The organism is Lederbergia wuyishanensis, assembly GCF_022900255.1.
In the GTDB taxonomy this organism is placed as follows: domain Bacteria; phylum Bacillota; class Bacilli; order Bacillales; family Bacillaceae_C; genus Lederbergia; species Lederbergia wuyishanensis.
The window spans coordinates 277,737-291,125 of sequence record NZ_JALIRM010000002.1 but is presented as its reverse complement, the minus strand read 5'-3'; the positions used below and the strand labels follow the sequence as shown (position 1 = coordinate 291,125).

Below are 13,389 nucleotides of genomic sequence, written 5' to 3'. Positions count from 1 at the left end.
GTAGCTCAGTCGGTAGAGCAGCGAAGCAAGGCATCCGTGCTCCAGCAACGCAGCAACCCCCAACGAGCCACGGCTTGCAAATCCCTCTGAGTTGGGGGTGAAGGACGATCGGATATAAATAAGCGGAACAAAATATTATTACGGCTCGGTAGCTCAGTCGGTAGAGCAAAGGACTGAAAATCCTTGTGTCGGCGGTTCGATTCCGTCCCGAGCCACATTCCCACAAAAAGTATTGCGATGACATAGCCTCTCGTGGTGCTTTTTTTATTTGTCCGGAAAGTTAGATAGTTGATCGAATCCCACCATTTTTGTTCCTCAAACTAAAAACCTTTTTAACTCCTGAATTTTTACGCCGATTAGATGCCTCCGAATCCATAATGAAAACGTTATAACAAGTGCCCACCAAAACATGGAAAAATATCCAAAGTTATACCCACTTAAACATGGTTGTAACAAGTTTGTAATATAAAATACTTTTATATGTAACATAGCGGAAAATTCAGTCATTTATCTCGCGAAATACTGAAAACCTTGTTGCAAAAGGGTTTCCAAACTACAACTTCACGTCTTCCTCATGCGAAATGACAACATTTATACAATTATATTACATTGTTTTATATTGTCTCATTTTGGAAGATTTATATGATAAAGTATTAACAGAAAATTATTCTGCAACTATATACCTACTATACAGACTAGAAAATAGGTTAGTAAGTTTACTTTAGGGGGAAAACAAAATGGATTTAGAGGTTACTCGGCCCAAGAGGAACGCGACACCTAGATTTTTACTAATATGCGTGGCGTTTCTATGTGCTTTGATGATGATCTCGTCTTCGGTTGCTGCTGAAGCAAAACTGGAGACCGTATACCATGTGTATATGGACGGTACGTATGTCGGAACGGTATCGGATAAAGACGTAGTCGAAAATACAATTGAAAAACTAATTAACAAACAACGAGATACATACAAAGACTTTAACTTCGAACTAGGAAACAAACTTACATATATTTCCGAACAAGTATTTCGTTCCAATGCAGATAACGCTGCCGTAGAGACAAAGGTTAATGAGTTGGCAACTGTTAAAGCCGTCGCGACAGCTATTATGGTGGATGGAAAAGCTGTCACTTACGTCAAAGACACCGCTGAAGCAGAGAAGGTTATCAACGATATTAAACTTCAATATGTTTCGAAAGAAGAATTAACATTCGTGAACATGCTTAAGGCTACGAAAGAAAAGCTTCCGGAAATTAAGAAAGACGAATCACGTGTCTTGAATGTTTCCATCAACGAACCATTATTTTTCAAAGATGAAAAAACAGATCCAAAAAATGTCTTATCTTATAAAGATGCCGTGAAGTTGTTGCAAAAAGGTACGCTTGAAGAGAAAAAGCATGTCGTTGAAAAAGGCGAAGCGCTTGAAATCATCGCGAAAAAATATGATTTAAGTATGAAGCAAATCAAAGAACTGAACAAAGGAATTACAGAAGATTCCATCATTCAAATTGGGCAAGAATTGAATACCGTTGTTACAAAACCACTCGTTCATGTAGCCGTTGACCGCGAGAAATATCAAGAAGAAACTGTTGCATATGAAACTGAAGTCATTGAAGATAACTCGATGCCAAAAGGCGAAACGAAAGTTAAACAAGAAGGTAAGAATGGTAAGAACGCCTTCGTATATAAAATTAAAGAAGTAAATGGTCAACAAACGAAAAAAGAAGTCATCAAGGAAACAGTCCTTGAAAAACCTGTAAAACAAATTACGATTAAAGGCACAAAAGTAATCCCATCCAGAGGCAGTGGAAGCTTCACATGGCCAACGAATGGTGGATACGTGTCAAGTGGTGTAGGTCAACGTTGGGGAGCACACCATAAAGGAATCGATATCGCAAGACCAAGCAATTACACGATCAAGGCAGCTGACAATGGAGTCGTCGTAGAAGCGGGCTGGAATAATGGCGGCTACGGCAATAAAATTGTTATCGACCATCAAAACGGTTACCGCACTGTATACGCTCATTTAAGCAAGATCAGTGTATCAGTTGGACAAAAAGTTGAAAAAGGCTCCGCTATCGGAATTATGGGAAGTACTGGAAACTCAACAGGAACCCACCTTCATTTTGAAGTGTACCAAAACGGGCAGTTGAGAAATCCATTGAGCTTCTTTTAAAAAGCTGGTTTTGTAAAAGTCCAATGTCGGGCTTTATACCAAAAGGTGAGTTTATAAAGTTAGAAATTCTATTCACCGGGGATGATGAATTTCTGAGAAAAAAAGCCTTTAAAAAAGATACACTAGAGACAGAATCTAACGGGGCAAAGCTCCCTTGGACCTGTCTCTTTTCTTATGCTAAAATAAAGAGATTAAGAGCGGATGTTCAGAAAGTCCGGTGAAAATGACACTACAAATTTCTGTGGGCTTGTTACTCAGCTGCACATGTATCAGGAAAAGGAACTTTTGCTAAAAGTGCCTTCGTCCTGGGCAATGCAAGAGTCAGCATATCCTGAGCAAGTTTGTTGCTCGAAACTCGCCTCCTGGAAACGATTTGGTCGTTTTTATCCTCCATTGAGCATGCTCTAAGAATAGAAATACAGAATTCGTTCACATAAATATGATTTTAATTGTAAAGGGGAAATGAGGCCATGGATAAAAAGATACTTGTTGTTGACGATGAAAAGCCAATTGCAGACATTCTTCAGTTTAATCTTTCAAAAGAGGGCTTTACTGTGCAGTGCGCTTATGACGGAGACGAGGCTCTTAGGCTTGTAGAGGAAATGAAGCCTGATATGATCCTGCTTGACATTATGCTTCCGAACCGTGACGGAATGGAAGTGTGCAGAGAAGTGCGCAAAAAATATGAAATGCCGATTATCATGTTAACCGCAAAGGATTCAGAAATTGATAAAGTATTGGGACTTGAGCTTGGTGCTGATGATTATGTGACAAAGCCATTCAGTACGAGGGAATTGATTGCGCGTGTGAAAGCAAATATGCGTCGTCATGCTCAAGTGGCACAACAATCAGAAGAAGATGAAAATGATGATATTACGGTTGGAAATTTAACGATTCATCCGAATGCGTACGTCGTTTCAAAAAATGGAGAGACGATTGAACTAACGCATCGTGAATTCGAACTTCTTCACTACTTGGCGAAGCATATTGGTCAGGTGATGACGAGGGAGCATTTGCTGCAAACGGTATGGGGTTATGATTATTTTGGAGACGTTCGTACAGTTGACGTTACCGTAAGACGCCTTCGTGAGAAAATTGAAGATAATCCTAGCCATCCGAACTGGATTGTAACAAGAAGGGGAGTAGGCTACTACTTACGCACACCTGAACAGGAGTAAGCATCATGCAAAAAGTAAGCTTTTTTAGATCGATACACCTTAAATTTGTGTTGATCTATGTGTTATTAATCCTGATTGCCATGCAAATTATCGGGGTCTATTTTGTCGGGAAGCTTGAAGACCAGCTTGTGACAAACTTTCAAAAAGGAATTGAGGGTCGTCTCCCACTTCTTGAATACAACATTCGTGAAGAAATCGTGAAGGATCGCTCAGCGGAAGATGCCCATCCATTGGAAGAAGATATTAAAAATCTTCTGTTCGACTTTACAACGAACGACATATCCGAAGTGCGCATCATCAATAAACGGAGTGTCATCATTGGTACATCTGAGCCTAGTAAAGAAGGAGATGTCGGGAAAAAATCGACGGATCCTGCGGTAAAAAGAACGCTTGAGGTCGGCGAAGCAGAAGATAAAATCCTATACGATAGGCAGTCAAAAGGTCGAATTTGGGTGTTATATTCACCAATCAAGCTTAACGGCGAAGTCATTGGCGTGATTTATCTTGTTGCGAAGATTGAGACTGTTTTTGAACAGATGGACGAAATTAATAACATTTTTATTACAGGTACCATCATTGCGATGTTTATTACGGCGATCCTCGGGATTGTTCTTGCAAGAATGATCACAAAACCAATTTCTGATATGAAGCGGCAAGCAACTGCAATGGCAAAAGGAAACTTTTCCAGGAAAGTCCGTGTGTATGGAAACGATGAAGTTGGACAACTTGCTCATTCTTTTAATAATTTGACGAAAAAGCTTCAGGAATCGCAAGCAATGACTGAAGGAGAGAGACGCAAGCTTTCTTCCGTACTTACCTTTATGACGGACGGAGTTATTGCGACTGACCGTAAAGGAAAAGTCATTTTAATCAATGAGAGAGCGGCGGATATGTTGGACGTTTCACGTGAAACAGTGATTTCCCAGCCGATTACCGAACTGCTTGATCTCGATGAAGATTATACGTTTGAAGAGCTATTGGAAGAAAAAGAATCGCTTATTCTCGACTACAGTACACCTGAAAACCATTTTATTTTACGTGCAAATATGTCTGTTATTCAGCGTGAAACTGGATTTGTGAACGGGTTAATTGTCGTGCTTCATGATGTAACGGAGCAGGAAAAACTGGATGCTGAGCGAAGAGACTTTGTTTCGAATGTATCCCATGAATTACGGACTCCACTTACGACGATGCGAAGCTACTTAGAGGCGTTAAAAGAGGGTGCTATGAAAGACGATACACTTGGACCTCGTTTCTTAAGCATCACTCAACTCGAAACGGAACGAATGATCCGCCTTGTGAATGATTTACTGCAGCTTTCAAAGATGGATCGAAGAAATTTTGAAATAAATCCTACGTGGGTTGATTTTGTTACGTTCTTTAATTACATCATTGATCGTTTTGAAATGACGAAAGAGCGCAATGTTCATTTCCGAAGACTGTTTCCGAAAGAAGCTGTTTTTGTGGAAATTGACGAGGACAAGCTTACGCAAGTTATTGATAATATTATCTCAAATGCACTGAAGTACTCGCCAGAAGGTGGTACGATCACTTTCCGAGTAAAAGTGCTGGATGACAAAATTGAAGTGAGCATCAGTGACCAGGGTATCGGTATACCTAAGGAAAATATACAAAAAGTCTTTGAACGTTTTTACCGTGTAGATCGTGCGAGGACGAGACAGCTTGGAGGAACAGGCCTTGGTCTGGCAATCGCAAAGGAAATGATAGGAGCCCATGGCGGAGATATTTGGGCGAAGAGCAAGGAAGGAAAAGGGACGACGATTCTATTTACTCTCCCATATGACCCCGGACAAGAGGATGATTGGCTGTGAAATATGAAACAGTTAAGTCAATAGTGTTAACCGTGCTCGTAGCTTTAAGTGTCTTTTTGACTTGGAATTTATGGACGTATAAGCCTAAATACGAGTTCAGCGACACGAAATACGTTCATGAAATTTCCATTGCTGAATCAAGGGAACCCTCACAACTCATTAAGCCATTACAAGTGCTCTTTCACATTGACGAAGCGCATTATGGAACAGTGGTGGAAGAGGATATCAAAGGTATTTTGCAGGAAATGAGCAAATGGAACTTTTACGATATTGGAAGTGCGCGCATCCTTGAACCATATCAAATTGAAAAAATGTCCACCGATAACAATCGGATTGAAATTATTTATCCAGATGTCGTTCCTTTTGATCTATATAAAGGAGTCATGCACTTTGAAGCGGATGTGCTTCCCAACGCTTCTTTTGATCGGATTGTTATTAACTTGGACAGCAATACAAAAAACAGTTCAACCGTATCCTTTATCTCAACGAAGGAAGGACGCGTATACGACAGCAATGTAAACCCGGATAAAGTCGCTTCTCTTGGAATTGAAACAAGAAAGAAAAAGAATATATATGATGAATACAAAGGGTTTGAACTGAAGAGTCAGGATGGCCCGAAACGAGTCATGTATTTGCCAATCGAGGAACAAAATATGGTCGGATATACTTATTTCGCTGAGTATATTAATCCAGATAAATTTAAAAATGCCTTATTCCGAGATCCAACCAAGGTACGAAGAGATGATATTGCGAACGGGGTGCAATTTACTGACGACAGAAGTGTCATGAACGTTGATTATTCTACGAATATGATTGATTATATTAACCCTGGACAAGAAACGATCACGCAGACGATTAATAATAATCGCGACTTATTGAAGCGAAGCATCGATTTTATTAACGAACATGAGGGTTGGACGGACAGCTATCGTTATTTTGACATGGGGGTATTTGATAGAAAAGTTGATTTCCGCCTATTTTCGAATAATTATCCTGTCTTTAATGAACAAGGGATGACAGAAATCAGTCAATATTGGGGGAGCGAAGAAATATTAAAATATAAGCGCCCCTATTTCTTGAAACATTCTTTTGGAGTTCCAACAAAAACGACGCTGCCGTCGGGTGAATATGTATATAACACTTTACTTGAGGACCCAAGTATTAAACAAGAAATGTTGGAATCCATTCTCGTTGGCTATAGGCTTTCGAAGAGTTCCTCGAATACAGAAACAGAGGTTCTCACTCTTGAGCCTTCCTGGTATTACCTCTATGCCGGTTCTTGGATTCGTTTTGAGAATGACAAGAGGGGGGATATGAGTGGATTGGAATAGGATTAAAACGATTTTCATCATTGCATTTCTCGTCCTTGATGTTTTCCTCTTTTCTCAGTTAATGACGAAGAGCAGGCAATTTGAAGTAAGAAATGATGCAACATTAGAAGAAAATTTAAAATCAGATGGCATTGTGTATGACGGTCTACCGAAGGACGTTGTTAATGACTATTATATGAGTGCCAATACGAAGATTTTTTCAGAAGATGATATCATGAAGATGAAAGAAAAGGTGGAATATCCAGAGGATCGATCATCGATTCATGTGATATTGGAGAAACCGATTGTCGTAGTTGAAAGAGAAGATTTTCTTGAGCTGAATGATTATGTTTTTACACATGTACTTCATGGTGAACTGTATAGCTTTTGGAACTACAACAAAGAAGAAAACACCGTCACGTATTATCAAAAATACAATGACAAAGTGTTGTTCATGAATCGGAGTGCGCATATTGTTTTTCAATTGAATGATGAAGGGGAAGCCATATCCTACGATCAAACGATGCTCGATATCGATACATTTAAACCAATTAGTGAAAAAGAAGAAGTGTATCCTGCGCTCCGTGCGCTTGAAGCTCTTTATTCAAAAGGAGTATTGAAACCAGGAAGTACGGTATTGGATTCCGAACTCGGCTATTATTCGCTAGTCAATATGGAAGCGACACAAGTATTGACCCCAACATGGCATTTTTTGACCAAAAATAAGGACGGTACCATCGAAAATTTACTTGTGAATGCTTTTGAAGGACAAATCATCCAAGCACAACAACAAACGAATGAGAATACAAAAATGGAGTGAACTAGATGTCAATGCAATTCAGTGTACTGGCGAGCGGAAGTTCTGGAAATGCCGTATATGTTGAAACGGACACCCATTCTTTCTTAGTCGATGCGGGACTCAGTGGAAAGCAGATGGACAAGCTTTTTCAAGAAATCGACCGCAACCCGGCTAAGTTGAACGGGATTCTCGTCACACACGAACACAGTGATCATATAAAAGGGCTTGGTGTGATGGCCCGTAAATATAAACTACCAATCTATGCAAATGAGAAGACTTGGCAGGCAATGGATGGCATGATCGGAGAAATTGCGGTTGAGCAAAAGTTTGTATTTGGTATGGAGACGGTGAAATCTTTCGGAGGATTGGATATTGAATCATTCGGAGTATCGCATGATGCGGCGGAACCGATGTTTTACATATTTCATTCGGGCGGGAAGAAACTCGTACTCGTTACTGATACGGGATATGTGAGCGACCGAATGAAAGGACTCATTTCCAATGCGAATATGTATGTGTTTGAAAGCAATCATGATATTCAAATGCTGCAGATGGGAAGATATCCATGGAGTGTAAAACGAAGAATTTTAAGTGATGTTGGGCATGTATCGAATGAGGATGCCGCTCTTGCGATGAGTGATGTGATCGGCGACTGTACGAAGCGGATTTATCTTGCTCATTTAAGTAGAGACAATAATATGAAAGACCTTGCGCGGATGAGTGTGCAGCAGACGTTGGAAGCAAAGGATATGCCGGTTGGGAAGCAGTTTGAGCTGTTTGATACGGATCCGTGTGTTCCAACTGTGTTGACTGCAGTTTAGGAGAGGCAAGATAGTGGAAAAGAACGAAGACATTCGGGAATTGGGCCTGGGTGTATTCGTTTTTTTTTGTTTGTGCTTAAACGGGAACGTTGATTTTTATTAAGAGAAAAAGCAGGATATTGGGTAAAAATTTAGAATTTAGATGTGTAATGATTTTTGGAGTGGAACGAAATACTTTTTTACAAGATACTAAGAGATTTTATTGAAAATGGAAATGGCCACAATTTTAAAGGAGACTAATTAAGATGATTAGCAGTATCGAGATTGCTGAGTTTGAGTGGGTTAAGAATATGATTATAAGTAATTTTGAAAACATGAAAATTAATCATATCATGCAACTTGGTGAGGGCTGGATGAGTCGTTGCTATCTGATCAATCATGAAATCGTATTTCGATTTCCAAAAGAAAAAGATGGAGCCATTGATACAGAAAAAGAAATAAAGGCGTTGCCGAACCTAATAAAACATATTTCACTAAACATACCGGAATTTATTTATTGTGGAAAACAAGATAATGGTTATCCTTTTGTCGGCTATAGAATATTGCCAGGAGAGCCCATGGATGAACAACTATTTCGCTCATTACCATTAGAAACAAAGAATAAAATCGCCCATCAAATAGCTGAGTTTATGAATCAGATCAGTTTATTCAGCGTTGATCAGGCGAGAAAATTAAATATACCTGAAAAGAATTTCTATCAATATTACTTGGACATTTTTAATGAGGTGAAGGAAAAAGCCTTTACTAAAATCAATAAAGATTTGCAAATATATATTACTTTTCAATTTGAAGCATACCTGAAAAATACAAACCATTTCACATATTCACCTAAGCTCCTTCATGCTGATTTATCGATGGACCATTTATTATTTGATCAAAAGAGGCAAGAATTAACTGGAATCATCGATTTTGGTGACATAAAGATTGGTGACCCAGATTATGAATATTTATATTTGTTGGAAGAGTGTGGAGAAGAATTTACAAAAAAAGTGATGGAACTGAGAGAGGAAGAAAACGTTCAAGAAAAGTACGAAAAGCTCTCTTTTTTCCTGACAGCTGATAACGTTGTACTATTATTGGAAGGCCTAAATAGAAATAATAGAGAGATGTTTGAAGAAGCAGTAGATATCATTCAGGGTGAAATGAAGGCAAAACACATTGGATGACCTTTATTAAAACCGAGATTTTTTTCAAATGAAGAAACATATTTGTGAATACAAAAACGTAGATACTGTGCAATAAATTTGAAACTGTTATACATCAATAAGGACGGAATTCTTGTACAAGGAATTGTGTCTTTTTCAGTTATCCTCGTGAATTTAATTAGAAACCTTTTTGTCTGCTACATAGTAACAATTAAAGAATTGGATACTAATTAGAAAGCAAAAAGGAGTGATACTGATGGCTATGTGCCCTATATGTAACTCGTTTAAAGAATTAGAAATATATTGTTCAGAATGTAATGCTCGATTAGAAGACTCAGGTAAGGTATCCGATTTTTTAGACCCTTATGGTCATTATAATGATCAAGAAACTGTAAAAATGGCTGATGGCTATCCCAATACAGCGAAAGATCAGATTTGTCCTCATTTAATGTACTGTAACAATTGTGGACATAATAAGGTGAAGTTCGTTCAAGAAGAATAGCTGGTCAAATGATAGGCTTTAGAATATCTAACCGTTAATGAACAATTCGAAAACAAAACGCATAAAAGGGAGAATCCTCTCCAAGAAGATTTTCAGTATTAAGCAAATTTATTCTTTCGTTTTTATCAGAAGCTCAAAATCATTTAATAAACCATCCAGCTTTTGGCTTGTTTCTATAACTTCCGGGTCTGATAGAACTTTAGCTTTTGCAAGTTCATTAAGTTGCTTTCTTAAATGTTGAATTTGTTGACTGAGCTCTTCAATTTGTTTATTCTTCATATTTTCCTCCAAGTTTTTTATCAGTCTCTGTAAGAGAGGAAAAAATATGCATGGCTTAGAGGAGAAGCACCTGAATCAGTATGAACGGACATAAGACATAAAATGTGACGTAGTAATGGAGGAATCAGTGTGCCACTAAAATCATATACAAAAGAAACTTTATTCAAGGAATGGGATGAACAATATAGGAACCACAAAGAACGAATTGAAGTTTTAAAAAAGGAAGAGATATAGAGACAACATTTGAGGAACAGGAAGAGATCGATTCAGAACTAAGTATTACGTTCGAAAAGGCATCTTTTCCTTGCTGATATAGGCATGTTAGTTGAGGGATAATGCGAAACAGTTCGGTAATGAAGATCATTAGACAAAAAATCCAACATAAGGAAGAGTGTGAAAATATGTTTAAAAATGATAAGAGATCAATTTTATTATTGATCTCGAATCATAATTTGCTTTTGTAATCTAAAATATTTAAAACTCAAAGAACTAACTTAATTGAAAGACAACGAGATAATTATTTGGGACTGTCCGTATAGATTTCCTGAGGTTTCTCTTGATAAAAGTAGTTTGGAGTTAACGTGTCATTTTTATATTGATTATGAAAAATGTGAGTTGAAGCAGGTGATATTGGTGGAATAAGCCATGCCCAATTGCCTGTGATAGTTCGACCATTTTTCATTTCATTTTCTTCAAATTTTTTAAATTGCTTTGCTGCAGTATGATGGTCAACAAGGGTTACACCAGCTTTTTGATAAGAATGTAATACCGCAAAATTTAATTCAACTAAAGCTTTGTCAATCCATAGAGATTGATTTGAATTTGTATCTAATCCCATTATTTCAGCAATTTTAGGTAATAAATTATAGCGGTCTGGATCCGCTAAGTTTCTTGCTCCAATCTCAGTGCCCATATACCAACCATTAAACGGGGCCATAGGGTAATCAATTCCGCCTATCTCTAAACGCATGTCTGAAATAATTGGAACAGCATACCACTTTACACCTAGCTCGTTAAAACCATCAAGTTGTGGGTGAGTTATCGGAACTTCTTTAATGATTTCATTGGGAATTCTAAATAATTTAGGTTTTTTCCCTGATTCTTGGATAACTAGAGGAAGAATATCAAAGGAAGTTTTGTGCCCTTGCCATCCCATTCTTTCGCACATTTTGGTCAGCTTGATAGATGTTGAATCACCAATTATTTTATCGTCCTCTTTGTATCCGGCATAACGTAATAATTGATGGTTCCAAATTCTGATAGGATCCTTTCCATTTCTTCGAGGAGCAAAAATTGTAATTGCAGATCGGATTTTCCCATCATTTGTTGCAAAATCAATATGGTTAACTATTTTTTTATATGCATCTTCTGCTATGAGTACATCTCGCGCATCAAAAACATGTAGCGTATCCCAGAGTAATCGTCCAATACAACGATTACTGTTACGCCAAGCCATTTTTGCTCCGTGTGTTAATTCAAAAGTCGTATGAACATAAGTTCCAGTAACATTTATTTCATTTTTTATTTCTTGAATTCGTTTTAATTTTTTTGCTTCAGGCATTCCAAGTTCATCGTAACAACTTTCTATAAATTGTATTGCTTCAAGTAGTAAATTATTTATTTTAGTAGACTGAACCAATAGTATCAACTCCATACTTCTACCTTATCATCGATACATGACTGTAATAGTGAAATAATTTGTAAATTTATTGAATTATTATTGAGGTGGATGCCAATAGCTATACGGAATTAAGTCGATTTTATTGCACATTTCGAAAACAATATGCAGTAGTTTCTTCAATACGAACGGGTGCGATTCTTAACTAGCGATGGACTTTTTGATACCATCCAAACGAGTTAACATCTTCTATACACTGATGAAAAGTCTACTCTCTGTTGGTTTAATATTTTGTTATTTTATTTTCAAATCATTATAATATGTACTTAGAAAGGCAAACTAAGAGGTATGGAGCTATAGAAAGGGAAGGTGTTTTATGGGATTTTACGATGATCACAGCCCGAACCGCTATCAAAGGAAACGAGGAAGATCGGGTTTCTTTACTGGGCTGATAGGTGGAATTATAGGAGCCTTACTCGTTGCTATTATCTATCCGTATATTTTTGGCAACAACCAATCGGACGTAAGTACTGCACGAATTGAAACGAATCAAGGAGCTTCAAACAATAACGTAACGAAAAATCTATCACTTGATGTGACGACGGATGTGACGAAAGCCGTTGCTAAAGCAGGTAAGGGAGTAGTTGGGATCACGAATATTCAATCAGCCAACTTCTGGTCATCATCAGGTGGAGAACAAGAAGCAGGTGTTGGTTCCGGAGTCATTTATAAAAAGGCTGGAGACAAAGCATACATCGTAACGAACAACCACGTTGTTGAAGGTGCCAACCAATTAGAAGTGACATTGCAGGACGGAACGAAGGTAGCTGCAAGGTTAAGAGGTACAGATGTGTGGTCTGATTTAGCCGTTGTTGAAATTGATTCAAAAGGGATTCCCAATGACCAAGTGAACGAATTTGGAGATTCTGATGCGTTGAAAATCGGTGAACCCGTACTTGCAATAGGAAATCCATTAGGACTGCAATTTTCTGGATCAGTTACACAGGGGATTATTTCAGGAGTAAATCGTGCGGTTCCAGTTGATATCAACAATGACGGAATGCCTGACTGGAACGCGGAAGTTATCCAAACGGATGCAGCTATCAACCCAGGGAATAGTGGGGGAGCGTTAGTTAATATCGCGGGTCAAGTCGTAGGAATCAACTCCATGAAAATTGCCCAAAGTGCTGTTGAAGGAATCGGATTTTCCATTCCAATCAACTATGTCGTTCCAATCATTGAAGATCTTGAAGCATTTGGAAAAGTGAAGCGCCCTGCAATGGGAGTTACACTTCGAAATGTAGCCGAAATTTCTGCATATCATCAACAACAAACATTGAAACTGCCTCATGACGTAACAGAAGGAATCATGATTGAATCCATTGTGCCAAATTCCCCTGCTGATAAGGCTGGATTAAAGGAAATGGATGTTATCGTCCAACTCGATAGTGAACAAGTGGCTGACGTCGTAGAACTAAGAAAATATTTATATAACAAGAAAAAAGTCGGCGATTCCATGAAAGTCACTTATTACAGAGGCGGCAAGAAAGAAGAAGTAACTTTAAAACTGACGGACGAAACACGCATGTAGTGTGGATAATGAAGCGAGAAAGCATACAGTGGCTTTCTCGCTTTTTTACTTAGTGATACAATGGTTTGTGGATAAATAATATTGTTAAACTGCGCCACAAGTGGATAGAAAAAAGAATATGTGGATAGTCATTGTGAAAAAGT

General features: G+C 38.1%; 12 protein-coding genes and 1 tRNA gene. 10 read left to right on the top strand and 3 right to left on the bottom strand.

Features of this window, described 5'->3' with window-relative positions; genetic code table 11:
• Positions 1-142 precede the first annotated feature (142 nt).
• Both MT489_RS07575 and MT489_RS07570 read left to right on the top strand, forming a co-directional pair.
• Positions 143-215, top strand: a tRNA-Phe gene (locus MT489_RS07575).
• 522 nt (positions 216-737) lie between these two features.
• Positions 738-2,171 (top strand): M23 family metallopeptidase, encoded by a 1,434-nt coding sequence (locus MT489_RS07570; RefSeq protein ID WP_244680924.1) that lies wholly within the window; start codon positions 738-740, stop codon positions 2,169-2,171.
• A gap of 250 nt (positions 2,172-2,421) precedes the next feature.
• Here MT489_RS07570 and MT489_RS07565 read toward each other — a convergent pair whose 3' ends face one another.
• A complete protein-coding gene (locus MT489_RS07565) occupies positions 2,422-2,565 on the bottom strand; it encodes a hypothetical protein (RefSeq protein WP_244680923.1) in 144 nt (47 codons plus the stop codon).
• Positions 2,566-2,641: 76 nt separating this feature from the next.
• Between MT489_RS07565 and yycF the strand changes: the two genes are divergently transcribed.
• From yycF to MT489_RS07530, 7 genes are all read left to right on the top strand, one after another.
• Positions 2,642-3,349 (top strand): response regulator YycF, encoded by a 708-nt coding sequence (gene yycF / locus MT489_RS07560; protein ID WP_244680922.1) that lies wholly within the window; start codon positions 2,642-2,644, stop codon positions 3,347-3,349.
• Positions 3,350-3,354: 5 nt separating this feature from the next.
• Positions 3,355-5,181, top strand: a complete 1,827-nt coding sequence (gene walK / locus MT489_RS07555; RefSeq protein WP_244680921.1) for a cell wall metabolism sensor histidine kinase WalK — start codon at positions 3,355-3,357, stop codon at positions 5,179-5,181.
• Positions 5,178-6,512, top strand: coding sequence for a YycH family regulatory protein (locus MT489_RS07550; RefSeq protein ID WP_244680920.1), 1,335 nt, complete (start codon positions 5,178-5,180; stop codon positions 6,510-6,512). The genes walK and MT489_RS07550 overlap by 4 nt, the downstream gene beginning before the upstream one ends.
• Positions 6,499-7,311 (top strand): two-component system regulatory protein YycI, encoded by an 813-nt coding sequence (locus MT489_RS07545; protein WP_244680919.1) that lies wholly within the window; start codon positions 6,499-6,501, stop codon positions 7,309-7,311. Before MT489_RS07550 ends, MT489_RS07545 begins: the two co-directional genes overlap by 14 nt.
• A gap of 5 nt (positions 7,312-7,316) precedes the next feature.
• The gene (locus MT489_RS07540) at positions 7,317-8,111 is read left to right on the top strand and encodes an MBL fold metallo-hydrolase (protein WP_244680918.1); all 795 of its coding nucleotides are present in this window, start codon (positions 7,317-7,319) and stop codon (positions 8,109-8,111) included.
• A gap of 245 nt (positions 8,112-8,356) precedes the next feature.
• Complete coding sequence (locus MT489_RS07535) at positions 8,357-9,277, top strand: phosphotransferase (protein ID WP_244680917.1); 921 nt, start codon at positions 8,357-8,359, stop codon at positions 9,275-9,277.
• Between the two features lie 235 nt (positions 9,278-9,512).
• Entirely contained in the window at positions 9,513-9,758 is a 246-nt protein-coding gene (locus MT489_RS07530; protein ID WP_244680916.1) for a hypothetical protein, read from the top strand.
• Positions 9,759-9,866: 108 nt separating this feature from the next.
• On the opposite strand, the gene MT489_RS07525 is transcribed toward MT489_RS07530, so the two are convergent.
• The gene (locus MT489_RS07525; RefSeq protein ID WP_244680915.1) at positions 9,867-10,037 is read right to left on the bottom strand and encodes an aspartyl-phosphate phosphatase Spo0E family protein; all 171 of its coding nucleotides are present in this window, start codon (positions 10,035-10,037) and stop codon (positions 9,867-9,869) included.
• A gap of 517 nt (positions 10,038-10,554) precedes the next feature.
• Positions 10,555-11,691: a nitric oxide synthase oxygenase gene (locus MT489_RS07520; protein ID WP_244680914.1), complete on the bottom strand. Its 1,137-nt coding sequence runs from the start codon at positions 11,689-11,691 to the stop codon at positions 10,555-10,557.
• 340 nt (positions 11,692-12,031) lie between these two features.
• Here MT489_RS07520 and MT489_RS07515 point away from each other — a divergent pair, with 340 nt between their 5' ends.
• The gene (locus MT489_RS07515; RefSeq protein ID WP_244680913.1) at positions 12,032-13,246 is read left to right on the top strand and encodes a S1C family serine protease; all 1,215 of its coding nucleotides are present in this window, start codon (positions 12,032-12,034) and stop codon (positions 13,244-13,246) included.
• Positions 13,247-13,389 lie beyond the last annotated feature (143 nt).